Genomic DNA, 25,414 nt, shown 5'->3' with positions numbered 1-25,414 from the left:
TTAAAAGCGCGCCCGGACACCGATGACACCGCTACGCCCATTGTGAACGTAGATGGCGCTGTGATCACCCAATGTTCCGCTCGACGCCAGACTGCCCGGGACTATGACGTTTACCGGCTCGTTGAGCAGGTTGCGGATCGAGAAAAAGGCCTCCCAACCGCGATGAAAGGCGATGCTGCCGGAAAGATTCATGTCGATCCGCTGCTCGAACCAGGTCGGCGTCGTGCTGCGATATTTATCGCCGGTCCAGACGTTGTTGAGATAGAGTTTCAGCGGCCCCTTTTTGTAGGAGACGGAGAAGCTGCCGATATGGTCCGCGACGCGAACGATCGGAATATCGGGGTCGTTGTACATATAGGAGCCGCGGATCGACAGCCCATCGAACGGGGCGGGAAGATAGGTCATGGCATGGTTGAACTCGAACTCCACGCCCTTGATATTGACCGCATCTCCGTCGACCTTCGTCGTGGTGATGAAGGTATAGTCGGCATATTGGCTGCCGGTGTAACCAAATTCTTCGGCGGTCAGCTCCTGTTCCTGAAACAGCCCTTTGGTGCGGTTCATGAAGAGGTTGATCGCCACAAGCCCCACGGGCTCGAAATAATGCGCAAGCCGCGCTGAAAAATTATCCGATATCGCGGGTTCGAGATTTGGGTTGGGCGCCCGGACGATCCGGTCAAGGTCGTTCACCGACCAGACGCCCGCCAACACGCTGACCGGCGGCCGCAGAATCGTGTTACTGTAACCGAGCTGCAAATCAGTGTTGCGGCCGAGGGCATATTTCAGCGACGCACTGGGAAAGAAATGGTCATATTTGCCCTTGCGGTAGGTTTTCGGGCGCGAAAGATACTGATATTCGAGTCCCTCAATCGTCGTGGCGCGGCCGGTGCTGTCCGAGACTTCGAAGCCCGCCGCGCGGACTTCGTCGACCGTCAAGGCATCAAATTCGCGGGACGCGGTGCGGGTCTGTTCCCAGCGCAAGCCCGCGCGCAGCCGCAGGCTCTCGAAAGGCGACAGTGTAGCCATGCCATAGGCGGCAGTATTGATCTCGCGATAATGCGCTTCGCTGGCGACATTGGCACTATACCAGTTCGCTGCCGTGAAAAGATGCTGCCAATGGTCGGGGTTCGCATCGTAGAGTTGCCAGACCTTGTACATGCTCGGCATGTAAAGCCGGTCGCTTCCCGACAGCGAGCTTAGGCTAAGACCGCTGTCTGAATAGGAAGAAAGATCGGTGAAGCTGTTGATGGAGGCGAGGAAATCGGCGTTGCTGAGAGGGCCGACATAGGAATATTCATTCTCGGCCGACCGGTTCGAAAAATCATATTCGGATCGCTGGGCCTTGAAACCTGTTTTGAACGAGGCTTCGATCCCGCCGATCGAAGTATTGTAAACAAGGTTCATGGCCGCTGTCTTGAAGTCGACTTCGGACCGGCTGCCGTTGTTGAGCCGCATCCGCGGCGCCCCTGACGAGGTAAAGGAGGATGGATCACTCCAATCGAGGCCGCTGACCTGCCTTATGTCCCAATCAGCTTCGGTAAGATCGCTGCGTTCCGCAGAGAAATTACCCGCCGCGTTGATCGTAGTCAGCAAGGTATTGACCGCGCCTTTCGACGGGCTGTCATAATAGCTTTCAGCGTTCGACCAGGAGAAATATCCATCGAGCCTCAGGCCGCCGTGCGTCCATTCGAACCCCGGCGTGAGCGAAAAGCCCTTGTTGACCTTGTATTGAACCGAACTTGCCGCGCGGTACGTATTCGTCGTGGGGCGCTGCTGTGTGACGAAATCGAGAGCGGCGTCGCCGCTCACGCCGACCGACCGGGCGCCGGTGGTGAAACTCGGGGTCAGTTCCTGTTGATAGACCCGGCCCCGGTTGAGGTTGCTCATAAAGGAGAGGATGAGGTCATCGCTCGCCCTGAAATCGAGGTTGAGCGAACCCGCCATGCGCGATGTCTTGCGAAACTGGCTTTGCGCCTGGATGACCGTTGTCGCCATCGGGTCGGGGCTGATCGCCGTCGGGACATAATTGCGACTGTTGGTGATTTCCTCTCGCTCAATATAGGTGTTGGTGAAGCCAAAGCTTGCCATCACGCCAAGGCGGCGACCGAAAAAGCTGTCGGAGAATTGGATCTCGCCATTGGGCAGCAAGGGAGCATCGAGGCCCCCCTCCTGTGGCCCGGTGTTGCGTCCTTCCCAAAGGTCCGCGGTTGTTGCGCCGCTCAACTGGAGGGTGAACAGTCGGCGCTTGCGATCAAAGGCGCGCTTGGTGCGGATATTGATCGTGCCCGCCGGCGCATTGGCATCGACGTCGGCGCTGATCGTCTTTGAAATCTCGATCGAGTCAATGCCCGCAAGCGACACACCTTCGAAACTGAAGGCTCGCGCCGAAGTCGCCCCTGTATTCGCGTCGGCGGAAGCCATGTTGGTGCCGTTGAGCGTCACTTGCGTATAATCGGACGGCATACCGCGCAGCGATACACTGATCGCTGTGCCATTGGAGCCGTCGGTGTCGACGCCGGGCATGAACTTCAAAAATTCCGCCGGATTGCCGTCGGCAATATCACCGTAGGATTCAGACGAAAGGATATTCTTGATATCCATCGATTCGCGCTGGTTCATGATCGCACGCGCGTCTCCTTCGAGTACGCTCGCCGCCACGACGACAATATCTTGATTGCTTGTTGCGCCAGAACGGAGAAGGTCAACGTCGTGCCGGACGGTGGAACCGGCAGTGACGTCAATCTTTCCGACATCGTCACCATAGCCTGTATAGCTGATCCGAATATTCGCCTGGCCCGTCGGTACATCCAGAATTCGATACTCACCGCGCTCGCCCGAGTTTGCCATACGGCGGCGACCGTCCGCCGTTTCGATGTTGATGATAGCGCCGCGAAGATATTCGCCGGTTGCGGGATCAAGCACGCGCCCGGCAACCACTCCCTCGCCGGCCACGCGCTCTTCCAGGCCCGCGCCCGATCCTGCAGGGGCGGTCGATCCGCTCGCCGCGTTGCGGGCACGAAGAATGACGACGCCGCCCTGGTCCGAGGCGATTTCGAGGTCACTGCCCGTGAGCAGTTTCTTAAGTGCGTCGCGAGCCATCATTTTTCCGGCCACGGGCGCGGACTTGATATGTTCATAGCCGGAAGCCGGCGCGACGATCTGAAGCCCAGCCTGGCGCCCGAACGCCGAGATCGCAGCCGGAAGGCTTTGCGACGGGATTTTGAAGTTGACGGTCTGTGCCGCTGCCGGCGAAGACATGACCACTGCGGCGAAGGCAACGCCGCTGCTTAAAACCGATTTCATATTCATATTCGCGCCCCCGAGCTTTCTTACGTCAGCGTGCTTCGGGGTCTGGATGCTACGGCGACAGAGTTCCGCCATCGCGGCGCCAAAAAAAATGCGGCTCATGGATTATGGGCGGCGCAGCTGGACACCTTCGGCAGTCGGGACGGCGCGAAGGCCCAGGCTGAGTGCGGCCGCCTCGGCAAAACCGAGCGGGTCGCTTGTGGAGTAGACGCCGGTCACTTTCAGCCGGTCGATTGCCGGTTCTGCGATTTCGATCCGCCGTTCGGAATAACGGGCGTATTCGGCCGCTGCCTCACCGAGTGTCATGCCGTCGAGATCAAGGAGTCCGCGCCGCCATTCTACCGATCGCTCCAGCGCCTCACTCGGCAATCTGTCGGTTCGAAATCCACCTCGCGCGAAGAGGCGGGTTCGTTGCCCGGCGCGCAGCAACTGATGCGGAAGGCTGCCGGCATCTCCCACCTCGACCAGCCCTTCGAATACTGTAATCTCGACGCTATCGTCGTCGAAACGCCGGACGGTGAAACTCGTCCCCAATACGCGGACGCGCGCATTGCCCGCGTGGACGATGAAAGGACGCTTCGGGTCGCGGGTCACGTCGAACAAGGCTTCGCCTTCGACCAGTTCGACCTCGCGAAGCCCCTCTGCGATTCTAGGGTGGATCCGGCTATCGGTATTGAGCGTCACCGCCGATCCTTCGGCGAGCGTAACGCGGCGCAAGTCTCCCTTGCCCGTTGCAATCGCGGAGCGCGAGGTGATCACGCCATAGCCGACGAAGGCCGCAAGCGATGCCGCGATTGCCCCGCCCCCCGCGACCAGGAATTTTCGGCGCGCGAGTGCGGGCGCCCTTTCGGCTTCTTCGAAGTTGGTGGGCGCGTAACCTGGGCCCAGCGCAGCGGCACGATCGTAATGTGCATTGATAGCAAGCGCGCGCGCATATGCGCCGAGGCGGCGACTGTCACCGCTCAGCCATGTATCGAGCAGAGCCTGCTCTTTATCGTTCAGCGGACCGCGATCCACCTTTGCAGCCCACGTGGCTGCCGCGTCATCGATTTGCGAGGCGGTTTCCCTGCGGTTCGGATCGGGCGAAGTTTCGGTCATAAATATCAGATGCCGCGATCGGCGACTTTCCGCCATAGCCTAATGTAGTTGATAGAAGTCGGAGGGCCTTACCCATATGTTTTTCTACGGTATTCTCCGATATTCCCATCCGGACCGCGACCTCGCGCTGTGAAAGCTCGTGAACCTTGCGAAGGGTGAAGACCTCGCGACATTTGGGCGGCAGAGCGGCGATGTGTTCCGCGATGCGAGCGAGCTCTTGTCGGCCCGCCGCGATAGCCTCCGGTCCTGGCGCATCACAGGGAATTTCAAGACTTTCAATGTCAGCGAGCGCGCTGAACGGGATTACGCGCGAGCGACGAAGCGCCATCAAAACAACAGATTTTGCCACTTCGAACAAATAGGTTCGCGGATTGCGAATATGATCGACAGAGGCGAGGCCCGAGAGAATCATATAGGATTCCTGTACCACATCGTCGATATCCAGCCCGGCAAGGGGACGGCGGAGCAGCCAGCTACGAAGTTCGCCTTCGTGAGGGAGAATCCGGCGTGCCAGCCATTCGATACGTTGTGGGGAGAGCGCAGACATGCGCGCCCAGTAGAGCTGCTATGTTACACTTATCGTTCAAACGAATCCCTGCTGCCCCGCCTCGCCACAATTTTTGAGGCGGGGTGAGGCGAAACGTTCAAGATTCAATGCCGGGGGCTCGATATTCACGAGCATCCCTATCTGGTTGAAAGAAATCGCACGCCGCTCGCCCCCGGCACGTGTTTTTCTAACCAGCCGATGATCTACACCTATGGTGAATTTGGCGTCCGCCTGGAGGATCATTTTTACATGACGGTGGATGGCCCCGCTGGTTCACCGAGCCTGCCCAGGCCCTCGACGCGCCCTTCCCTTGAAGGGGAGGGATCGGGGCCAAGGGCATACTGAGTTGGGTGAACTGACGAAATCGTCTTGGGTGTCGGCCCATGGGTGATCACATCTTCTCATTATACATCGCGGTCGGTCCGGGATATTCGCGCCCATCGTCAAGGCCTTTGCCGATCTCCAAATCGGACAGCGCATTCACCAAAGCGTTCAGCCGCATCAGTGTCTTGCGATGACCGGCGTCGTTCGCAAGATTGACGAGTTCGTGCGGATCGGCATGCGTGTCATAGAGCTCAAGGTCGTTCATCGTGTTGAGCGTTGTCCAGTCCTTGGGCATATGGTGATGGGCCGGAGCGAAATAGCGCGCGAACTTCCATCGTCCGTCGTGCACGCCTCGATGTAGACGGCGTTTTGAAAGATCGTAGATTTTGCTATAGTCAGGGATGGCTTCGCCCGGCGGACGCGGGCCAATGGTACGCGCTGAATTGGGTTCCCACATATGGGCCACGGCATAGTTGAAGAAGTGTCCACGTCGGTCTCGCTCGGTCCTCCCCGCAGGTGAAGTCAATAGGGTCGATACGTCGACCCCCGGCAGGCCTGGAAAACGATTTCTGGCTTCATCAGCTGGCAATCCCGCCATTGTCATCAGGGTCGGCGCGATATCAATTGCCCCCATCAGCCCCTTGGTGCGCTGCCCCCCCTTCACGTCAGGATGGGCAATGATCATTGGGATGTTGGTTTCCTCGCGGTACATTGTGCCCGCCTTCTGGCGCAGCCCGTGGGCTCCTGCCCGTTCGCCATGGTCGCTGGTATAGATAATAATCGTATTGTCGATCTGGCCGCTCTCCTTAAGCGCCCAGAGAAGTTGCCCCAGCCGCCGGTCAACGTCGCGCAGGCAGTTATAATAATAATTGCTGAAGCGATGCCAGCTGTCGAGGTCGCTGAGTGGCATTGGGCCATAGAACATGTCGTTCAGACGCTGAATAGCGCGATGGGCCTCCGGTTTGGTGGACAGGTCATCCTTGTAAAAGCTCTCCGGCAAGTCGAACTTATTGTCCACCTCGTAAAGCGGGTCACCCGGTTCGCGGCGCAGCGGTCCCAGAATGTCGGGATGGATGCGGTGTTTTGCTTGCTCGCCCGTTGCGTCATAGAACATGATATCGTGCGGATTGATAAGCCCCACGACCATGAACCACGGCTTGCCCCCTGCCTTGTCGCGGCGAACGAAGTCAAAAATGCTCCGTGCCGCGTCGCCGGCAACATACATGTCGGCCCGATAGCCATCCCATGTCAGCCCCAGCTCCTCACCGTCGAAGCCATAGTCATGAAATCCGTATTTCTCCATCACGCGCTCGGTGCTCGGATAGATCCCGCCGGGCACACGGGGCCAATTGCGTTCGTGGTTGATCCGGCTGAGGTGCCATTTGCCTTTGTAGCTGGTGTAGTAGCCCGCCGTTTGCATCATATGGCCCAGCGTGGGCATGGTTTCCGCTGCAACCGGGTGCGGGGCGTTGTCGCTGTTGAGGAACAGTCCCGTTTGTTGGGTGTGACGACCCTGAAAGATCGTCGAGCGTGACGGGGTGCAGGGGGTCGTATGGACATGATAATTTTCGACGAGCATGCCGCGTTCCAGCAGCTCGCGGTGATGCGGCAGCTTTTCCAGCAGGCCCTTCGGGTAACTGGCGATACCCTGCTCCTGGTCGGTCACAATCATCAGAATATTGAGTTTTTTTCCATTCTTTGCGATCGCGGGCATCGCGAGCCCCGTGGCGGCCATCGCCCCTATGCCGCCGACAAAGGCGCGGCGATTCACATGCCAGTTCATCTTACTCTCCCAGATATCCGTAGGCCGACCGCAGGCGCCGCACCCCGGCGCCGCGGGCGGCAGAGGTCAGAATTTGAGCGATAGATCGACACCGAACTCGCGCGGTGCCTGATAAAATTGGTTGATTGGCGTCGCACCGGCATTGGTCGCCCCCGAGATGACCTCCTGATCTGTCAGGTTGGTTCCATAGAGGGTTAGCTTCCAGCGCTCCTCCTCGCCGGCCACCGCGATGCTCGCGTTGAGCAGCACGACCTCGTCGCGGTAATAGCCAGGCAGATTGCTACGCCCCCAGGTGTTGAAGCGCGACGAATAGCGCGCATCGCTGTGCAGTTTCACCTCGCCGAACGAGACCGGAAAGGCATAGTCGAGCGACAGGCTGCCGCTCCATTCGGGTGCGTTGGCAAGATCCAGTCCCGAGGAATCGGTCGGCACCGCGAAGGTGCCGTTCGGTACACCATTGATCAGGATTGGCGTTGCGGGGCCACACTGGCCAGGCTCAGGCGCGCCATTGGTGAAAACACCATCGGTGTCGGCGCAGAAGTCGGTATATCTTGCATCGAGATAAGCGACATTCATGCCAATGCTGAGTCCGGTTGCAGGGCGCAACAAGCTTTCGATCTCAAAGCCTGAGATTTTTGCGGCGGCAATATTGGTGGTGATATTTTCGGGGCGCACCGCACCCATCTTTGTCACCGAACCTTGCAGGTCGCGATATTTGTTGATGAACCCTGCCATGTTGAACCGCAGCAGCCGGTCGAACAGGTCGGTCTTTGCGCCGATCTCCAACGCATTGACGCGCTCAGGATTATAGGGCCCAATATTTTCCGGGATGGTTCCGCGCGAATTGAAGCCCCCGGCTTTATAGCCTTGTGAATAATTGACATACACCATGGCATCGGGAGCGATCTCATAGTTGATCGTCAGGCGCGGGGTAAATTCGGCCCATTTTGCCTCGCGATTGGTCGCAAACGACGATATCTGGGTTCCGTTGACGAAAACCTGTGACGCAATGTCGTAATCTTTGCTGTCATGGCTGTAGCGTCCACCGAGTGACAAGGTCAGGCCTTCGGCCGGATGCGCGTTGACAAGCGCAAACACCGCATAGCTTTCAGTGTCCTGATTAAGCTGCGCCAGCGTCGTGACCGTGGGGGTTGCCAGGACGGTGTTAAACTGCCGCCATTGATCCGTCTGATAATAGACGCCGACGACGAAATCGACGGGTTCGCCCGTGGGCGATACATAGCGCAATTCCGCGCTTTTTGACTCACCGCTGAAATCGCGGGTCACATCGAGCTGGGGCGCGGGGGTGATCAAGCCGTCGAAATCGCCCCGCGTGACATAGTCTAGATGGCGATAACCGAGCACCGCCGACACTGTGCCCCAGCCGACATCGAGGTTCGTGTTCCACGAACCGCCATAGCTTTCGGTGTTAGAGAAGGGATCGAAGGGCACCGCGGCCTTTCGTACATCGGTCTTTGTCTCGTCAGGCAAAAGATCCCAGTTAGGATCGCCATTGTCGAGCACATGCGGCGCCGGGCCCGTTGTCTTTTGCTTCAACCAGTCGACGACCAATGTGGAATCGAATGCGCCGCCGCGATCATATTCCAATGCCCCGCGGGCGGATTTCACATTGGCGCCGTTGAGCCGGTTTCCGGTGATCACGTTGCGGCTATAACCACCATAATCACGGAAATTGACGGCAACTTTGGCGGCGAGCGCATCGTCGGCAAACCGTCCTGAATTGATCTTGCCACGAAATTGCTTGAGCCCGTAGGAGCCAAGCGACACACGCACCTCGCCGCCGAAATCATCGGTGGGCCGCGCGCTGACGACATTAAGTGTACCGGCAAGGTTGTTCTTGCCAAACAATACGCCTTGCGGTCCTTTCAATATTTCGATTCGTTCAACGTCGAACAGGTCCAGCATCGTGCTGGCGACAAAGGGGATGTAAACGCCGTCGATGATCGTGCTGACCTTGGGGTCGGCGTTCGGATCGGGGTCCGAGGTGTTCATGCCGCGGATCGAAATCATGGGCACGTTGGCGACGAGCCCCTGCGTCTGGAGTACGACGTTCGGGGCAAGCCCGTTCAGGCTCGTGATATTGGTGCTGCCGCTGCTTTCCACCATTTCGCCGTTGAACGCGGAAATGGCGATGGGCACGTCCTGGACGCTCTCCGAGCGGCGCTGTGCGGTGACAAGTATTTCGCCATAGCTATTGTCCGCGTCAACAGGGGCGATATTGGTGGCATTATCGGCTATGTCGCCGACCTGTGCTTTCGCGGGCACCGCCGCGATTGCAGCGGCTGTGGTCGAAAGCAAAAGCAAAACTGTCCTCATTCCATCCTCCCATTCGCGGCCACGCGACGTCGTTTTCCCCACGCCTGATCGCGTCGGAAATGCGGCGCTCGCATCCGGCCTTTTATGTCTCGAAACGGGAGTTGCTGCTGTTTTAGTCAGTCTTTCATATCGGCATCGAAGCTTGCAATCCGTATGCGCCTTCGGCTCCCAATTCTCCCGTTTCTGCATCGGACTTAGCATTTCGAAAAAATACTTCAAGTACTAAGTATCTCAATTGAGGAGGGGGAGCGCGAGGAAAGGGGAGGGTAGGTTACAAGTTGCTCATTCGGACCGGCTCGATCAGGGAAAAAATCGAAAAGTGATTTGCGCCCCCTTTCGACGGAAAGGCCCCACGATTTCCTGAAGTGGCCGGCGCCTGACAGCCTAATTTCGAGCGGCGAACCTGGAGAAGCAGACGTTCGAAATGCGCAGACCAGGGATGATAGCATGCGACCCATGCTGGCCGCTCAAGACGCTTTGAGAATCAGAAAAACAATGCAATCGTCTCGGCCGGGGCTGTGTCAATCGGGGGTTATTCCATGAAATTCGCCATATTCATGCTGTCATGCTCGCTTGTCCTGCCGCTGTCGTCGGCCGCCGCGCAGCAGGCGCAGGCCGACAGAGCTGCCCTGTCCGACGAACATCGCGCCAAGTGGGGCGCCCTCGCATCGCTCGCGGGCAGCACCTGGAAGCTGTCCTTCGAGGGACAGGCGAAATCAGACCTCCTCGAATTCGAGTGGAAAGAGCCGGGGCGGGTGCTGGAACAGCGCATGGGCGCCCACGTCAACCGGTGGGTGCTCAAACCCAACGGCAAGCTGGTCTTTGTCGATGTGAACGGCAAGGATGTGGGCGACAAATGGGCCCTCATGCCTGACGGTTCGCTTGAACGAATTCGCAAGATTTCAGGCGCCGATTATGTGGCAACCCTGCGCGCCAACGGACCCGACCGGATCGACGTCGTCTCCGCAAGGCGCAAGAATCCGACCGGTTCGCTGGTCGGGGCCTACGTCCGCTTGAGCGATGATGAGGCCAAGCTGGCCAAGGCCATGGCGATGCAGATCGTAGGCGGCACTTACAACGGCGAGAACGAGAGGACGATCATCATCGAACAGGTGGGCGACACCCTGTTCTACAAGTCGCCGATCGGGCACGCCGAGGCTAAGCGCGAGCCAAACGCCGAATTCCATCTGCCCATGTATCCCGAGGGACGCACTACAATGATCATCAGGACCATCGATCCGCTGACGGTGGAACTGGAACAGGTCGGGGAGGCGAGCGCACCCCCCATCCTGTACAAGCGGCGCAATGGCGCCGGGCCGCAAGACGAACTCCACGCGGGCAACTTCGGGCGCCCGGCGGACAGGGCCGACCAAAGCGGACCGGTCGAGCTTGTCGGCAACACCTTGGTGATCGGATGGGGCGAATCCGTCGAGACCTACCACCGGGGGGCGGACGGATTCTACTATTCCGAATTGTACGACGGCAAGGTGCAGCTGGTCGACAGGTACACCCTCGATTTCATCCCGGCTCCCCGGATTGGGAACCCCGTGTGGCGGATGGTGCGGCGCATGGCTTCACCGCCCAATGCCTTCGAAAAGAGCAGAAGGGCGCAGGCCGAGGCCGAACGCCAGTTTCGCATCGAAGAGGCGCGCACGCGGGCCGAAGACCGGCGGCTCGAGCGCGAGGCCGCCGAGTGGCGGGCCGAGAACATGCCCGAGCCCACTACCAACAACAACGCCGGCAACGTCCTGGGCGCCTTCGCGAAAGGGCTTGCCGACGCCACCGCGAGCAACAACGCGATGGAGCAATCGATGCGCAACGCGTCCAACGAAGGCATAGCGCGCGGCACCGCCGAATATGCGCGCCGGCAGGCGGAACAGGACCGCAGGGACGCGCGCGGCCGAACGTCCGCACCGGTGTCCAACGGCGCGTCAAGCGGCGGGGGCGGAGCGGGTCTTGTGATATCAACCCCGACCCCCGCACCCGCAGCGCAGCCGGCGCCGGCGGCCAGCACGCGCGAAATGTACGGCTGGTGCCGCTCGCAGAAGTCCGGGACCCTGACCTTCTCGTCCGTCCAGCGCCTCGACGTGCCGAGCGGCTGGTCGTACACGTCCATGGCGAACCGCTTCGGTGCCGACTTCGGCGGGGTGGGACTATGCTCGGTCAGCAACGACCGCGCATCGGCCCAAAGCCAGCTCGACCAGGCGATGCGCGCCTATCCCGAAATGAAGATCGTCCGCACCCAGGCGTCGCTCAAACCGTAGACGCGCGCCGAACTCGGGTGGGGTGGGCCGCGAAAGCGACTTATACGCGCGATCCGCGAGGCGACGCAGCAGGCTGATGCACACGCGGGCGACCAGCCCGTTGCCCGCGGTCTCGACGTACAGCCAAGGTTGCGGGTGCGGCCCGGCTGGCCTCGTGGAGAAGACGGATCGGCTTTATCGCAATTTGCGCGATGGGGTGACCCCCCACGAATTCGATATCGACGTTCATCTGGTCAAGGAAGGCGTGATTCTCTCGCCCGATTCCAAATCGTCTGAAAAGTTCATGCACGGCATCAAGGTGCTGATGGCGAAAAACTATATCGACAATCTTTCCGAAGAATCGCGCAAGGGCATGCTCGAAAAGGCCGAACAGGGAATTTGGCCGAGCATGGCGCCGCTTGGTTATCGCAATGTCATGGGGCCGAACGGCAAGAAGATTATCGAGGTCGATTCTGTTACGGCGCCTGGCGTTACCCGGCTCTTCGAATGGTACGCCACCGGTCTCTACTCAGTGAAAGAGGCCGGAAAAAAGGCGCGCGCAATGGGCATGGCCTATCGCAAAAGCGGCAGGCCTCTCGGCGCAAGCACTGTCCACAAAATTCTCCGCTCGCGGATATACACCGGGGAGTTTGAATGGGCGGGGCGCCGCTACCAGGGCTCGCATCAGCCTCTTGTCAGTCTCGATCTCTGGGAGAAGGTTCAGCAAGTTCTGGATGGCAGGCACCACACGCGCGATCAGCACAAGGAAAAAGGCTTTATTTTCCCCGGCCTCATTCGCTGCGGCCACTGGGGCGGGATGCTTGTCGGCGACATTAAGAAGCAGAAATATATTTACTACCGCTGCAGCCGCTACAAAGGGAATTGCAAGGAACCTTATGTCCGTCAGGAAAAGCTGCTCGACCAGTTCACGGACATTATCGCGCAGGTCTCGATGACGCCGCAAATGTACCAGTGGCTTGGGCGGGCGCTCAAGGAGAACAGCGACCTCGTCGAAACCGAACATGCGCGGGTGCTTGATCGCCTGCGCCGCGACCAGGACGATATCCGTGAGCGCATGAAGCAAGCCTATCTCGACCATGTCGACGGCAAGCTGGACGAAAGTCTCTTTGCGCGTATCTCGGCCGACTACCGGGAAGACCTAAAGGGATTGTCGCGGGAGTTTGAGCGTTTGTCAGAAGCCGATCATGCCTATATCGACGATGGCATTGCCCTGCTTGGCATTGCCAGGGATGCGCGCCGAATGTTCGCGCAGGCCGATATCGCGGGCAAAAGAAATATCCTTCACCATCTACTATCGAACTGCTCGTACAGCGATGGTCAGCTAACCGCTATCTTCCGTAAGCCCTTTGATATCATTGCAGAAAGCTTGCCGCGAACCTTGGCTCGCGGGGGCGCCCTGAGCGCCAGAATCGGCAAAAATGAGAAATGGCTCCTGTTCGTCGACAAGATCCGAACCGCGTTTTTGTGTGAGGCGAAGCATATTCGGTTATGGCTCCTGAGTTATCGTATGGTTTCGGAGGAGGTCCCATACCGACGGACGATGGCAAAATGAGGCGCTTGGGGCGATCACGCGGCTGCTTCACCACGAAGCACCATTGCCCGGATCGAAATGCCGTTCGCCCGGGTTGGCGCTGATGCCGGCAAAGACGCGTGACGACCAAGGCTTCGGCCCGCTGTTCCGTATGGTCGCGGACCGGGGCCATGCATTGATCTGGCTTTCCTTTGTTTACGAACGAACCCCTCTTGTTCAAGGGTAAAATATCTGACTCCACTTTCTCCCCCAGATGCGCGGACTGCGCCAGCGCTTGCTCGCGTCTCGTTGATCGCCTTGGTGCCCTTCTTGTGCCTCGCCGCGCAGCAATGGGCCCGCGCGAGTACCCCGCGCGATGTCCTGTGGGAATCGAAGAGGGCTTCTCCCGTTTTGGCGGCGACCCATATGGCGGGTGCAGTCGCAGGACGCTGCCGTCCTGTTGCTAAGCTTCTGATAATATTCGGCTGGCTACTGGATAGTGAACCGCTCCGGGACCGCCGGAGGCCATTTGGTTTAAGTTACGCAGCCATAACGTCGTTCTTCAGCTTCGGAGGGCGGGATATTAAGTGTCGCCAACAACTCGCGGTTCTAGCGCTCAAGAGACTTGAGGCGATCACCCATCTCGGTCGGCCACCGGCGCGCTTGCCGCTATCGACCTCGACCTTCTTCACCCACTCATGAGGCGTCTGCGGAACACAGCCGATCTTCGCTGCAATCGACACAATGGCTGCCCACCGTGATGGATGGTCGCCTTCGTGATCCAGCACCATCCGTACCGCTCGGGCGCGAGCCTCCCGTGCGAATATGTTCGTTGTCTTACTCATCACAGGTCCTTCTTTTCAGAAGTTAGGGCCTCCGGCAATCCCAAGGCGGTTCAGTCGCCAATATCATTCCAGCGTTGGCTGCCTGTGAATCACCTATCAACCAAAATGGGAATCGCCAGAATCAATCTTCCGCCAGAGTAAGACTAAGATTAAGACTAAAAATGCTACTTGACGATTCAACTCTTGCTATGCCGGGCGCATGGTGTTTCACCATGGCTTATGGCCAAAAATAACATTCCGGGCTGACAATTATCGTGTCTTGTTTTCGCGCTATTTTTACCTTTCATGCACTGCGAGGCCTTCTCCGCTCAGTGTGGCGCGGCGTGTTTGTCATATTATGCGTGTGGATAATCGGCTGGGCGGTCGGATCAAATCTGGCAGCGCCCGCCCGGGCGCAGTCTCAACCGACCTTTACGGCCGCCGAGCGGGCATGGATCAAAGCTCATCCCATCGTAAAAGTTGCCGTGGAGCCTGATTGGCGACCCGTTGAGTATATCGAGAACGGACGACATGCCGGTCTCTCCGCAGAATATCTGAAGGCAGTGGAGCGCGTTACAGGATTACGTTTTGAGGTGATTCCAAATACCGGTTGGGGGCAGGTGAAAGATCCACTCGACCGGGCGGAGGTCGATTTGCTTCCTGCGGTGTCCCCTCAATTCTCGGCGGGGAGCCTGCGAAATCGCCTCTTGATTACCCCGCCATATTTTGTGGCCATAACCACGGTTGTCACGCGTAAGAATGAACCAGTGATTTTCAGTATCCATCGCCTTGCCGGCAAGACCGTAGCGATGAAAGGAGGGGGCGCCTTCGAATATGCATTTCGCAAGCACTATCCCGAGATCGAGCTGACTATCGTACGGTCGAATGAGGAGGCATTAGGGTTGGTTGCGAAGGGTTCTGCCGATGCTACCATTGGTATCGATACCACTTTATTGCCGGTCATGCAGCGCAAATATTTCGGCCGATTACATGTGGCCGGGAACCTGCCGGAGGTGCCGGCGCAGATTGCCATTGGAGTTCGCAAGGAACTTCCATTGCTTGCATCGATCATCAGCAAATCACTCAACAGCCTCTCTGCCGCGGAAACGGAGGCTATGGTCAAAAAATGGCTGGAAGATACGGATTATGGCGAACCGACGCCTGAAGCCGTGGCATATTATTACGCGCCGCAGATCATATTAGTCTTTGGAATTTTGATCCTGTTCGCAGCGCTCGCCTATTTTGCGATGCGCGCAAGAAAGGCCGCGCAGCGCAACGAACGCGACAAAGCAAATTTTCTTGCAATCATGGGGCATGAAATCAGAACGCCGATGCACGCTATCCTGTCTTCGGTCGAGCTCCTGCAGCGTACGCCGCTCAATGAACATCAAACCAACCTCTCAAATGTTGCGATCACCGCCTCGGAAAGCTTGATCGCGCTCCTTGATAATGTGCTGGAATTTTCCAAGCTGGAGGCCCGCAAGGTTGAGCTGGAGAAGGTGTCTACCGCCATCACCGACTGGGCATATCAGACAGTAGAGATGATGCGGTTCCGCGCTCAGGAAAAGGGGCTCGCGCTCACGCTGGAGAATCATTGCGACGAAAATCTTGTGCTCGATATCGACCCAACGCGCTTGCGGCAGGTTGTTCTGAACCTGCTGGCGAACGCGATCAAATTTACTGAGCAAGGGTCTGTGCGCCTGCGGCAGTCTTGGCTCCCTACGCTCGGCGCTGGAACTGGGAATTTCGTAATTGAGGTGTACGATACTGGTATCGGTATAGCACCTCGGAACCAAGCGCATATCTTCGATGCCTTCAAACAGGAGGAAGTCGGCACGACACGGCGCTTCGGCGGTACCGGGCTAGGCTTGACTATCTGCAGAGAGCTAGTGAATCTGATGGGCGGCAAAATAGATGTGCGCAGCGAACCTGGTGTCTTTACAGTTTTTACCGTCGACATACCAGCAAGAGAAGTTGATGCCAGCGAGGCTGGACAAGCTTCGATACAAACGCCTCTTCCATCCGCTACCGAGAAGGGCGCATCAACTGGGACAGGAAAAATCCTGGTGGTTGACGATCATGAGTTCGCCCGCTTCACGATCGGGCAACAGCTCGCCACGCTTGGCCATGATGTTGTCTTCGCCGAAACGGGTGCCGAAGCGCTCCAGCGAGTCGCGGACGAGCGTTTTGACATAATATTACTCGACTGCGACCTTCCTGATATTGATGGTTACACCGTTGCGGAGCGAATACGCGACGCCGAAGCCGAGCATCATACGCCGATCATTGCTATCTCAGCTTCGACTGATCACTCCCATCAGGCCCGCTGCATTACGAGTGGGATGGATGGCGTGTTGTCCAAACCCTTGCGGATGGAGAGCCTTTGCAAGATGCTTGAAATCTGGGGGGCGCCTGCTCTCGATCCCTCCATGCAAACTTTTGAGCCGGAAGCGATCTCCAAGGCGAGTTTCAAGGAAGCGTTTCAGGTTGATCTCATAATGCTCGAAGAAGCGATCGCTTCAAAGAAATGGGATCGTGCGCAACACGCGGCGCATCGGATCAAAGGCGCCGCCAGGATCATGGGCCACAGGGAAATTGGTGATGCGGCAGCCGCGCTGGAGATATTATTTGCCTCCAGCGTTGACCTGGGCGCGATCAACGCGTGTGTAAAGGCGTTGAAAGCGAAGCAGCGGCATCTGTAAACGGGCGTTGCAGCAGTGCAAACGCGTCGAGATAAGCAGGCCTCAACCTCACCGCCCGGACTATACCAAGCCTTGCAATCTCAAAGTCCGGAGAATTTGTCGCTGGTCTCTCATAGGGAATGGGGCAATTTTAGTTCTGGGCGCGTTGGCAAAATATTTTAGTCACAGCCTTGCGTCGGCGAGGTTGAGGAAACGGAGGTAGGAAGGCAAGAAACAACCATCTCGATTCCAGTCGGCCACCAAATTTTGGGCCCAGTCCTATATCGGGCGCCTGCCATTATCTCCAAAGCGTGTCGGCGGACTTCGCGTCCGTGGAGCGCGTGCGGACAATCTGGTCCCATGTGCCTCATGACTATTTGTTCTTGGAGACCATCAATGCGTTTTAACTCAAAGATTTCGGGCCTTGCGCTTGCCGTTGCGGCGGTCGCGGCGTCTGGTGCCGCTCACGCCCAGTCGATCGACGTGCGCGTGATCGGCACCATCACTCCCGCGGCCTGCGCGCCCAACATGAGCGGCGGCGGCGTGATCGACTATGGCAATATTGCGGCAAGCTCTCTCAATCAGACCGATTATACCGCGCTTCCGGAGCGTCTTGTGCCATTCTCGCTCACTTGCGACGCGCCGACCAAAGTAGCAGTGCGAGCGGTCGATAATCGTGCGTCGACGATCGTTCCTGGCATAATCGAATCCGGTATCCTTGGTGGCGGTATGGCAGCTGGATACGGATATGATTTCGGTCTTGGTGCTTCGAGCGGCCAGAACGTCGGCATCTATGTTGTGGCGCTTCGCGGCGGCTCATTTACGGGCGATGGCAATGCTGTTGACAGCCTTCACAGCAATGACGACGGCGCTAGCTGGAACGGCAACAGCTCGGGGACGTTCCGCAGGGACCGGCTGGTGAGCTGGGCTGCGCCGGGCACCACCACACCCGGTTCTTACTCAACGCTCGCGGGTGAACTCCGCGTTCAGGCGGCAATTGACAAGGCTGAGAATCTGGATCTCACCGACGAAGTTCCGCTCGACGGTCTGGCGACGCTCGAAGTGGTCTATCTGTAAGACCGGAGGCGAGCTGAGCTTCAGCCCGGGTGGCCCGCACTCCTTCCCCCAGGGTGCGGGCCACTTACTATGCCGCAAGGGTCAGGGGGGGCGCCCATTTCGGTTTCGCCACACTCGGCCATGATCTTTTCTTCGCCGAAACGGAGGCGATGAGGCAATTTTAGTCCCAGTCCTATGTTGCTTGTGCCCGGATTTCTCCATTGCCTTTGCACAGGCCCAGTGCCTGCCCATGCTTGGGAATCCAGAGTATGCGTTATTTTATACAGGAGACATCAATGGCTTTGACTTCAAAAATGGCCGCTGCGGCGATTGCAGTCGCTACTTCCCTTACGGGTGTGGCTGCAAGCGCTCAGTCGATCGACGTGCGCGTGATCGGCACCATCACTCCCGCAGCCTGCACGCCCAACATCAGCGGCGGCGGCGTGATCGACTATGGCAATATCCCGGCAGCGACGCTTAGCCCGACGTCGTTCACCGTGCTTCCCGAGCAGGAGGTGCCAATTTCGATCACCTGCGATGCGCCCACGAAGGTTGCGGTTCGCGCGGTCGATAACCGGGCGGCCAGTCGTGTCGCGAATATCACCGACGTTATTAACCCCGCCATCACCAATGACGGCAACTTCGGTCTCGGGACGGTATCCGGTGCCGATGTTGGGGGCTATGTCATGCGGATGAAGCAGGGCACTTTCACCATGGACGGAGCGCCTGGCTTTACCGTCCTAAGTAAGGATGTTGGCGCAAGTTGGGAGGGGTCCGGGGAAGGTGTGGTGTACCACGCATCGACTCACCGCAATTCTTGGTCACGTACCCAGGATTCTCCGCCGACGGCGTTCACAAACCTTGCTGGCACCTTCTCGGTCGAGGCGGTGCTCAATAAGGGCGACGCCTTGCCCCTCACTGACGAAGTGCCGCTCGATGGTCTCGCCACGATCGAACTGCTCTACATCTGAGAAATAAAGGAAGTTAAACGTCGAAGAGAACGTCAGCTTCCCTTGGCTGATGGCCTGCACCTCGGTGCAGGCCATTTCGCTTTTGGAACGCGCCAAAGCTCACATGAGAATAATGCAGGGAGCATCTCCACAAGCGCGACCCTGCAAATAACGCGCGCGTTTGGACAGGGGGGCTCAGAGTCCCGCCTCGCCGTTGGTGGATGCTCAATTGCGTCAAACATATTTTGGGCAAACGAAAACAGTAGCATCTCAAATATTCTGTCTGCCCTGAAACTGATTTGGAGAGTTTCTGGCGGATAGGCCAGCTATTATCTGGAAAATTTCTAATTTTCGATATTCGGTAAGATTTCGACAACAAGAAGTTTGAAAATTAGTCCTAGTCCGATACCGCCTGTCGGACTTTCTCCATAAATCGCTCATCTGAAACACGCACCATCTCGTGTAATATGCGTAAGGAGATGAGTTATGAATATCTCGTTCAAGACTAAAATAGTCGCATTCGCGATCAGCGCGACCGTCACGGCGGGTGCAGCTCCGCTGGCGCATGCCGACGGCATGCAGCCGGAAACTTCGGTCGTGATTCTTAACGAAGCGGACGGTGAGACCAGCCTCAATGTGAAGAATACCGATGAAAAGCCGTCGCTTCTCTACACGCAGGTTGTGGACATCCCCGAGGACCAGGATGCCCTGGTTATGCTGACGCCGCCGGTCACGCGCGTGGAGCCGGGAGAGACCCAACTGGTGCGCTTCCTGCTCAATAGCAAGGAGCCGCTCAAGACACAGCGTCTGAAACGCGTAATTTTCGAAGGCATCCCCCAACGTAAGAGTGAGGGCAGCGCCAAAATCGGCGTAACGGTTCGCCAGAATCTGCCGCTAATCATTCATCCGAAGGGTCTTGAGCGCAATCGTGAGCCTTGGAAACTGCTCCAGTGGAAGGTGGAAGGAGGTCGGCTCTCCGTGACGAACGACAGCCCCTATGTCGTCCGCCTTGCGCAAGAAGTGACGCTTCGACCTGTCGACAAGATAATTGATCTGGGGCGGACCTATGTATTGCCTGGCGAGACGCTGACCGCGGAGGGCAGCGCTGAGAGCGGAGCAACTTCGATAACGATCAGCCCCGCCACCGTCTATGGCTACTCGGTCGACACGTACGACGCGCCGCTCGAAATCGCCGCCCGCTGACCGCGAGCAGCGCTTTCCCGGACCCTCACAGAGATAGATCCGCCATGAACCAATCCTCTGTCCCCGCGCGCAAGCGCCGCCCTTGCCGTGCGCGTCTGCATCTTACATCCGGCAGTCGCATAGCTGCGGCCCATGTAATCTCGGGTATGCTGCTGACCAGTGGCATATCGGTGTCCGCGCAGGCCGGTGCGGCGGAGGGCGACGCTCACGCCCAGGTGGATTTCGACGCCGAGATGTTGCGTGGGCGCGGCATCGATCCGAAGCTCGCCGAATATTTCAGGGACGCGCCGAAGTTTTCCAGCGGCAGCCGTATGGTGACGCTCATCCTAAACGGCGTGAAACGCGGTAATGTGGAGGCGCGCTTCGATAAGGATGGACAGCTTTGCTTTGATGGCAATTTCTTAAGCGAGGCCGGCCTTCGCCGACCGGGATCTGACTTCATACTCAATCCCGAAGCGCCGGAGGCCGAGCGCTGCTTCGCCTTCCTGACAGCCTATCCACAGACTAGCCTCACGCTGCGGCCCAACCGCGACGAAGTTGTGCTTGTCGTGCCCCAGAATGCTTTAGGCGACGACGCCCATCAAATCGAAGCGTATAGCCGGGGGGGGAGCGCTGGCGTGATGAATTATGACGTAGTTGCGCAACGCTCCACCACGAGCGGATTAACGCGCAACTATATCTCGGCATCGAGCCAGATTGGTTTCAATATAGCGGATTGGGTGGTCCGCAGCCGCCAAATCTATACGAATGATAATGGTCGCGATCGGTTCGAACATCTCTATGCCTATGCCCAGCGAACATTTCCGGAACGGAAACTGACCGCGCAGATTGGCCAGATCAACATCGCCAATCCCCTTCTTGCGGGCGCGCCGATCTATGGTGTCCAGTTGACACCGGAAACCTCACTTCTTGAACAGGCCGGTGCTGGCGTGCTGGTCGAAGGTGTCGCCCAGACCCAAGCCACTGTCCATATCCGCCAGGCGGGGGTGCTGATCTATACTACAATGGTTCCGGAAGGGCCATTTAAGCTGACCGACATCCCGCTGCTCAATACCAGCTCTGATCTTAGCGTGACGATCCGCGAGACCGACGGAAGTGAACGTAGCTTCGTCGTTCCGGCGGCATCTTTTCGCACAGCCGCGCTCGCACCCGCGGGATATAGTTTTGCTCTCGGTAAGGTCCGGGAAATAAGCGGGGACGAGTCTGCGCTACCATGGGTTGCAACGGGCGCGGGTACATGGCGTCTGGATGAAGGTACAATGCTTACTGCCGCCGCGGCCGTCGCCAACAACTATAAGGCGGCGGGCTGGGGGCTCGATACCAGCCTTGGCCGTGACACGGTGGTGAGCATGCGAAACATCTTCTCTACTACGGATTCCGATAGAGGAACACGATTCAGCATCGCTGCGAATACGCGCCTTGCCGAAAATCTTTCGCTTAGCCTGTCCGGAACGCGACAGACCATTGGCTATCGAGATCTCAGCGACACCATAATCCCGGATGACGGTGACCATTGGAATCAGCGATTCAAGAACCAGTTAACCGCGTCGGTGACTTGGGCGCATTCGTCGCTTGGCAGCTTCAACTTGGCCTATAGTTCGAACCGCACCTTCTCTGGGCAGTGGGTCGACCGGCTAACAGGCTCTTGGAGTACGATGATCGACCGGGCTACTCTCTCGGCCAATGTTGAAACCACTATCGGTGGATCAAGCGAGGAGTATCGCGGCGGCAACGCCTTCCTCCTGAACCTCAGTATTCCGTTCGGGCCGCGCCGCGTGCGCGCTTATGCCAGCCAACGCGGCGGTACCTCCCGCGTGGGAGCCTCCATGAGTGAGCGGGTTAACGACCATCTGGCCTATCGCGTTGCTGCAGAGCATAACAGCGGAACCGGTGATCTCTATCTTTCGGGTAACCTATCGGCAACTACGCGCATCGCGGATGCCGACATCAGCTATTCGCAGAATGGTTCGAGCCGCAGCTATGGCGCACGTCTTCGGGGTAGCGTGGTCGCGCACAAAGACGGCGCGACCTTGTCGCCCTATCCCGTCGACGATACTTTCGGTATCGTCAAAGTGGGCGACATATCAGGCGTGAAGGTGGCTACCCCCTATGGCCCTGTGTGGACCGACGGCGAAGGGGAGGCTGTGATTCCGCAGCTCAAATCCTATAAAACCAGTCGGATCGAAATCGCAACCAAGACGCTCCCGCGCCAGATTGACATCAAAAACGGCGTCAAAATGATCGACGCTGGCCGCGGATCGGTAAACATGGTCGGGTTCGATGTGATCGAAACCAACCGGGTTCTGGTCCATGCAGTCGACGCCAAGGGTGTGCCGCTGGAGAAAGGGTCCTCAGTGTTTGGGCCGGACAATGGCTTTCTGACAACCGTGCTCGACGACGGAGCCATCTTCTTGGTTGGAAACAAGTCTCCTTCCACGCTCAAGGTGACGCGGCCTGACGGCAGGAGCTGTAATCTGACGGTGATACTCAAGTCCGAAGGTGACGAAAATGCACTATACGACACGGCAGAGGGTATGTGTGATGTTTAAATATATGCCCATTAGTAAAAGTCTATTAACCTTGGCACTTTTTTTGGGTGGCGCAGCGCATGCTTCCGCCTGCGAGGTTCGGCTGAGCGATACGGAGATAGACTATGGCGCACTGAACCGGGGGGAGATTGCGACAGGTCGTCCCGGCACGTCAATTGCGCTCGGGCAGAAGCGCCTCTCGCTGAGTATAAGCTGCGCGCAGCCTGCGCCGATGGGCTTGCGTCTTGATGGCGATCTGGCGGAAGCCGACAAGCTCCGCTTTGGACCGTCAGGCCTTTTCAGTTTGAGGCTGTCAAATGCTATGGTCGACGGCGTGCCCGTTTCGTTGACGCGGAAGGGTGGAGGTAATACCGCCGATCTTTCGGGCGCAGCGGTTATGCTGTCTCCGGGGCAGACGGTGTTTGCCATTCAGTCAGGAAGGCGAGTTGTGGGAAAGCTTCTTTCCGCGACGATCGAGATCGATGCGTCTATTGACGGAGATCTTTCCCGCGTACGGGATGCAACGCAAATCGAAGGGCGGGCAACTCTCTCTCACTCTTCCGAGTGATGGCCGTGTGCAGTCCATTCCAACGCAATGATAGACAATTGCGTCCGGCTGCTCATTTCCAGCGGTATTTGCGGACAGGCAATTGTGTTCCGGCATAGTCGATCTCTATTGAAGAGGATCCGTCGGGCTTGCCGATGTGGTGTCGCTTCTGTATCGTCCGTGTTTCGGGGGCAAAGCCCCCTCCGGGAGGCATCATTCGTGTTCGGTAGACCGGCAGGTCAAATTCGTATTGCAATGCTCGACGATCATGCAGTCGTCCGATACGGCATAGCATCCAGATTGACTGCCGAACCGGACTTTCTGATGGTGGGAAACTACGCCAATAGTCGCGACCTTATTACAGGTTTGCGCGATGCGCCCGCGGATGTCCTGCTGATAGATTATTCGCTGGGCCCTTTGGAAATAGACGGTATCTCTCTTATCAGGGCGCTAAGGATAAAATATCCAGAAAGTCACATTCTGATACTCTCCTCACACTACACGCCTGCTACCGTCAGCTTGGCTCTGCGCGTGGGAGCGCGCGGCTTTGTTGGGAAAAGCCAAGATCTGGACGAAGTAGTGCGCGCCGTCCGAAAAGTCGTTTCGGGAAAAATATATCTCAATGAAGAGATGCTTTACCAACTTGCCGAAACGGCCTCGCTGACCTCACCATCCTCGCAAGACCCGGCTCAGAGTCTCGGGCTTCAGGATACCGAGCAGGCACTTCTAAATGGCTCGAACCTTTCCGCACGCGAGCGGGAAGTCATTAGATGCTTCCTTGATGGCATGAGTGTAAGCGCAATTGCCGAAAAGTTTGGCCGCAGCAAAAAGACCATTAGCACACAAAAATCAACAGCTTTTCGCAAGCTGGGTGTGACATCTGATAATGACTTATTCAAAATCAAGTACATGATAGATAATAATCACACAGTAATGAGTGAAAATCGTAGGGAAGATCCTGACCTTCCTCCTTCGGGGTAGTTCAGAGTTGAGTGCGCTCTGAAATGCTTAGGGTCAGGACCCATTGATTTGGGTTAGCGACTATGATTCAGGCGGCCGCGAAGGAGCCTGAATTTGAGTGATTTATTCTCGCTGACGGACGAGCAGATGGAACGTCTTCAGCCGTATTTTCCGAAGAGCCATGGTCGCGAGCGGGTTGATGATCGGCGGGTTTTGAGCGGGATCATCTTCGTCAATCGCAATGGACTGAGGTGGCGGGATGCGCCGAGGGAATATGGCCCGGCAAAGACACTCTATAATCGCTGGAAGCGTTGGAGCGACAAAGGCATCTTCATCCGCATGATGGAAGGCCTGGCGATACCGCAGGCTCCCGATCGCAAGACGATCATGATCGACGCGACCTATCTCAAAGCGCACCGCACGGCGTCGAGCCTTGGGGTAAAAAGGGGGGGCGGGACGCCTGATCGGCCGCACGAAAGGCGGTATGAACACCAAGCTTCATGCCGTGACCGATGCGAACGGCCGTCCGATCAGCTTCTTCATGACTGCCGGCCAGGTCAGCGATTATACGGGCGCGGCCGCGCTGCTCGATACTCTTCCCAAGGCGCAATGGATCCTCGCCGACCGGGGCTACGACGCCGACTGGTTCCGCGACGCCCTACAGGAGAAGGGTATCACCCCCTGTATCCCGGGCCGAAAAATCCGGAACAAGACCGTCAAATATGACAAGCGCCGCTACAAACGCCGCAACCGCATCGAGATCATGTTCGGGCGTCTCAAGGACTGGCGGCGTGTCGCAACCCGCTACGATCGGTGCCCGAAGGTCTTCTTCTCCGCCGTCGCTCTCGCTGCAACCATCATCTTCTGGCTCTGATCAATGAGTCCTGACCCTAGGGTCAGGACTCATTGATTTCTGGTGGCGATTGTGATGCAGGCGACCCCAAAGCCGCGAACATTGCCTCGCGGGGGCGCCTCAAGCGCTAATATCGGTAAATGTGAGAATGGCTCCTGTTCGTCGACAAGATCCGAACTGTGTTGCTGCGTGAGGCGAAGCATATTCGATTATCCCTCGTCAGTTATCGTATGGTTTCGGAGGATATCCCAGACGGACGGACGACGACAGAATGAATGCCGCGGCGATCACGCGGCGGCTTCACCACCAAGCTCAATGCCCGGATGCGAAAAGCCGTCAGTTCGGTTTGGCGCTGATGCCGGGGCAGGCGCGTGACGTGCAGGGCTTCAGCTCGCCGTTCCGCATGATCCCCGGCCGGGTCGATGCGTTGATCTGGCTTCCCTTTGTGCACGAACCTAAACCGACGTGTTCAATGGTGAATTATTTTGGCACTCGCAGTGTCTAAATAATGCTGAGGATGTCGCTGATAATGTGAATAGTCATGTGTTTCTGTGTTGGATAGATTTCTAATTTGTCATTCTTTAGAATTTTAGATTGTTTTTAAATGCAAATGTAATTGACAAATTCTGTATCTAAGAAGATT

At 57.6% G+C, this 25,414-nt stretch carries 16 protein-coding genes and 2 pseudogenes; 12 read left to right on the top strand and 6 right to left on the bottom strand.

The window, feature by feature from the left end; all coding sequences use genetic code 11:
- The 3 genes from JV18_RS0106610 to JV18_RS14925 form a co-directional block, all read right to left on the bottom strand.
- Entirely contained in the window at positions 1-3,102 is a 3,102-nt protein-coding gene (locus JV18_RS0106610) for a TonB-dependent receptor (RefSeq protein WP_160174177.1), read from the bottom strand.
- A gap of 309 nt (positions 3,103-3,411) precedes the next feature.
- Positions 3,412-4,404: a FecR family protein gene (locus JV18_RS0106605; RefSeq protein WP_033075044.1), complete on the bottom strand. Its 993-nt coding sequence runs from the start codon at positions 4,402-4,404 to the stop codon at positions 3,412-3,414.
- A complete protein-coding gene (locus JV18_RS14925) occupies positions 4,349-4,951 on the bottom strand; it encodes an RNA polymerase sigma factor (RefSeq protein WP_081944725.1) in 603 nt (200 codons plus the stop codon). The genes JV18_RS0106605 and JV18_RS14925 overlap by 56 nt, the downstream gene beginning before the upstream one ends.
- A gap of 114 nt (positions 4,952-5,065) precedes the next feature.
- Between JV18_RS14925 and JV18_RS14920 the strand changes: the two are divergent.
- A pseudogene (locus JV18_RS14920) lies at positions 5,066-5,265 on the top strand (M24 family metallopeptidase); the annotation flags it as partial.
- Between the two features lie 77 nt (positions 5,266-5,342).
- Here JV18_RS14920 and JV18_RS0106595 read toward each other — a convergent pair.
- Both JV18_RS0106595 and JV18_RS0106590 read right to left on the bottom strand, forming a co-directional pair.
- Positions 5,343-7,058: a sulfatase-like hydrolase/transferase gene (locus JV18_RS0106595; protein ID WP_033073889.1), complete on the bottom strand. Its 1,716-nt coding sequence runs from the start codon at positions 7,056-7,058 to the stop codon at positions 5,343-5,345.
- A gap of 66 nt (positions 7,059-7,124) precedes the next feature.
- Positions 7,125-9,395, bottom strand: a complete 2,271-nt coding sequence (locus tag JV18_RS0106590; RefSeq protein ID WP_160174176.1) for a TonB-dependent receptor — start codon at positions 9,393-9,395, stop codon at positions 7,125-7,127.
- A gap of 539 nt (positions 9,396-9,934) precedes the next feature.
- Between JV18_RS0106590 and JV18_RS0106585 the strand changes: the two genes are divergently transcribed.
- Positions 9,935-11,659 (top strand): hypothetical protein, encoded by a 1,725-nt coding sequence (locus tag JV18_RS0106585; RefSeq protein WP_144243884.1) that lies wholly within the window; start codon positions 9,935-9,937, stop codon positions 11,657-11,659.
- A 196-nt stretch (positions 11,660-11,855) separates the two neighbouring features.
- Positions 11,856-13,211: a recombinase family protein gene (locus JV18_RS0106580; protein ID WP_235302929.1), complete on the top strand. Its 1,356-nt coding sequence runs from the start codon at positions 11,856-11,858 to the stop codon at positions 13,209-13,211.
- Positions 13,212-13,781: 570 nt separating this feature from the next.
- On the opposite strand, the pseudogene JV18_RS15495 reads toward JV18_RS0106580, so the two are convergent.
- Positions 13,782-14,014 (bottom strand): annotated as a pseudogene (locus tag JV18_RS15495) (IS3 family transposase); the annotation flags it as partial.
- Positions 14,015-14,337: 323 nt separating this feature from the next.
- Between JV18_RS15495 and JV18_RS0106575 the strand changes: the two are divergent.
- From JV18_RS0106575 to JV18_RS0106535, 9 genes are all read left to right on the top strand, one after another.
- Positions 14,338-16,695, top strand: a complete 2,358-nt coding sequence (locus JV18_RS0106575; protein ID WP_144243883.1) for an ATP-binding protein — start codon at positions 14,338-14,340, stop codon at positions 16,693-16,695.
- 375 nt (positions 16,696-17,070) lie between these two features.
- Positions 17,071-17,751 carry a DUF1120 domain-containing protein gene (locus JV18_RS0106570; protein WP_033073886.1) on the top strand — a complete coding sequence of 227 codons (681 nt, stop codon included), beginning with the start codon at positions 17,071-17,073 and terminating at the stop codon, positions 17,749-17,751.
- A gap of 275 nt (positions 17,752-18,026) precedes the next feature.
- Positions 18,027-18,701: a DUF1120 domain-containing protein gene (locus JV18_RS0106565; RefSeq protein ID WP_160174175.1), complete on the top strand. Its 675-nt coding sequence runs from the start codon at positions 18,027-18,029 to the stop codon at positions 18,699-18,701.
- Positions 18,702-19,166: 465 nt separating this feature from the next.
- Positions 19,167-19,883: a fimbria/pilus chaperone family protein gene (locus JV18_RS0106560; protein WP_081944719.1), complete on the top strand. Its 717-nt coding sequence runs from the start codon at positions 19,167-19,169 to the stop codon at positions 19,881-19,883.
- Positions 19,884-20,029: 146 nt separating this feature from the next.
- A complete protein-coding gene (locus tag JV18_RS0106555; RefSeq protein WP_052071788.1) occupies positions 20,030-22,432 on the top strand; it encodes a fimbria/pilus outer membrane usher protein in 2,403 nt (800 codons plus the stop codon).
- Positions 22,425-22,979 (top strand): hypothetical protein, encoded by a 555-nt coding sequence (locus JV18_RS14650; protein WP_052071787.1) that lies wholly within the window; start codon positions 22,425-22,427, stop codon positions 22,977-22,979. The genes JV18_RS0106555 and JV18_RS14650 overlap by 8 nt, the downstream gene beginning before the upstream one ends.
- A gap of 27 nt (positions 22,980-23,006) precedes the next feature.
- A complete protein-coding gene (locus JV18_RS0106545; RefSeq protein ID WP_327195755.1) occupies positions 23,007-23,939 on the top strand; it encodes a response regulator transcription factor in 933 nt (310 codons plus the stop codon).
- A 93-nt stretch (positions 23,940-24,032) separates the two neighbouring features.
- Positions 24,033-24,792, top strand: a protein-coding gene (locus JV18_RS14915) for an IS5 family transposase (protein ID WP_144243882.1) whose coding sequence is annotated in 2 segments (ribosomal slippage) — positions 24,033-24,361 and positions 24,360-24,792 — 762 coding nt in all. Because the reading frame shifts where the segments join, the coding sequence is not laid out codon by codon here.
- 250 nt (positions 24,793-25,042) lie between these two features.
- Positions 25,043-25,276 (top strand): hypothetical protein, encoded by a 234-nt coding sequence (locus JV18_RS0106535; RefSeq protein ID WP_033073883.1) that lies wholly within the window; start codon positions 25,043-25,045, stop codon positions 25,274-25,276.
- Positions 25,277-25,414 lie beyond the last annotated feature (138 nt).

Source organism: Sphingopyxis sp. MWB1 (assembly GCF_000763945.1).
Classification (GTDB): Bacteria; Pseudomonadota; Alphaproteobacteria; order Sphingomonadales; family Sphingomonadaceae; genus Sphingopyxis.
Note: the sequence above shows the minus strand (reverse complement) of the source record. Positions and strands in the feature narration are given on the sequence as shown.

Excerpts from the sequence above, each read along its gene's own strand:
- JV18_RS0106610 (WP_160174177.1), bottom strand. The coding sequence starts at position 3,102 with ATGATGGCTCGCGACGCACTTAAGAAACTGCTCACGGGCAGTGACCTC.
- JV18_RS0106605 (WP_033075044.1), bottom strand. The coding sequence starts at position 4,404 with ATGACCGAAACTTCGCCCGATCCGAACCGCAGGGAAACCGCCTCGCAA.
- JV18_RS14925 (WP_081944725.1), bottom strand. The coding sequence starts at position 4,951 with ATGTCTGCGCTCTCCCCACAACGTATCGAATGGCTGGCACGCCGGATT.
- JV18_RS0106595 (WP_033073889.1), bottom strand. The coding sequence starts at position 7,058 with ATGAACTGGCATGTGAATCGCCGCGCCTTTGTCGGCGGCATAGGGGCG.
- JV18_RS0106590 (WP_160174176.1), bottom strand. The coding sequence starts at position 9,395 with ATGAGGACAGTTTTGCTTTTGCTTTCGACCACAGCCGCTGCAATCGCG.
- JV18_RS0106585 (WP_144243884.1), top strand. The coding sequence starts at position 9,935 with ATGAAATTCGCCATATTCATGCTGTCATGCTCGCTTGTCCTGCCGCTG.
- JV18_RS0106570 (WP_033073886.1), top strand. The coding sequence starts at position 17,071 with ATGCGTTTTAACTCAAAGATTTCGGGCCTTGCGCTTGCCGTTGCGGCG.
- JV18_RS0106565 (WP_160174175.1), top strand. The coding sequence starts at position 18,027 with ATGGCTTTGACTTCAAAAATGGCCGCTGCGGCGATTGCAGTCGCTACT.
- JV18_RS0106560 (WP_081944719.1), top strand. The coding sequence starts at position 19,167 with ATGAATATCTCGTTCAAGACTAAAATAGTCGCATTCGCGATCAGCGCG.
- JV18_RS0106555 (WP_052071788.1), top strand. The coding sequence starts at position 20,030 with ATGCTGCTGACCAGTGGCATATCGGTGTCCGCGCAGGCCGGTGCGGCG.
- JV18_RS14650 (WP_052071787.1), top strand. The coding sequence starts at position 22,425 with ATGTTTAAATATATGCCCATTAGTAAAAGTCTATTAACCTTGGCACTT.
- JV18_RS0106545 (WP_327195755.1), top strand. The coding sequence starts at position 23,007 with ATGATAGACAATTGCGTCCGGCTGCTCATTTCCAGCGGTATTTGCGGA.
- JV18_RS0106535 (WP_033073883.1), top strand. The coding sequence starts at position 25,043 with ATGAATGCCGCGGCGATCACGCGGCGGCTTCACCACCAAGCTCAATGC.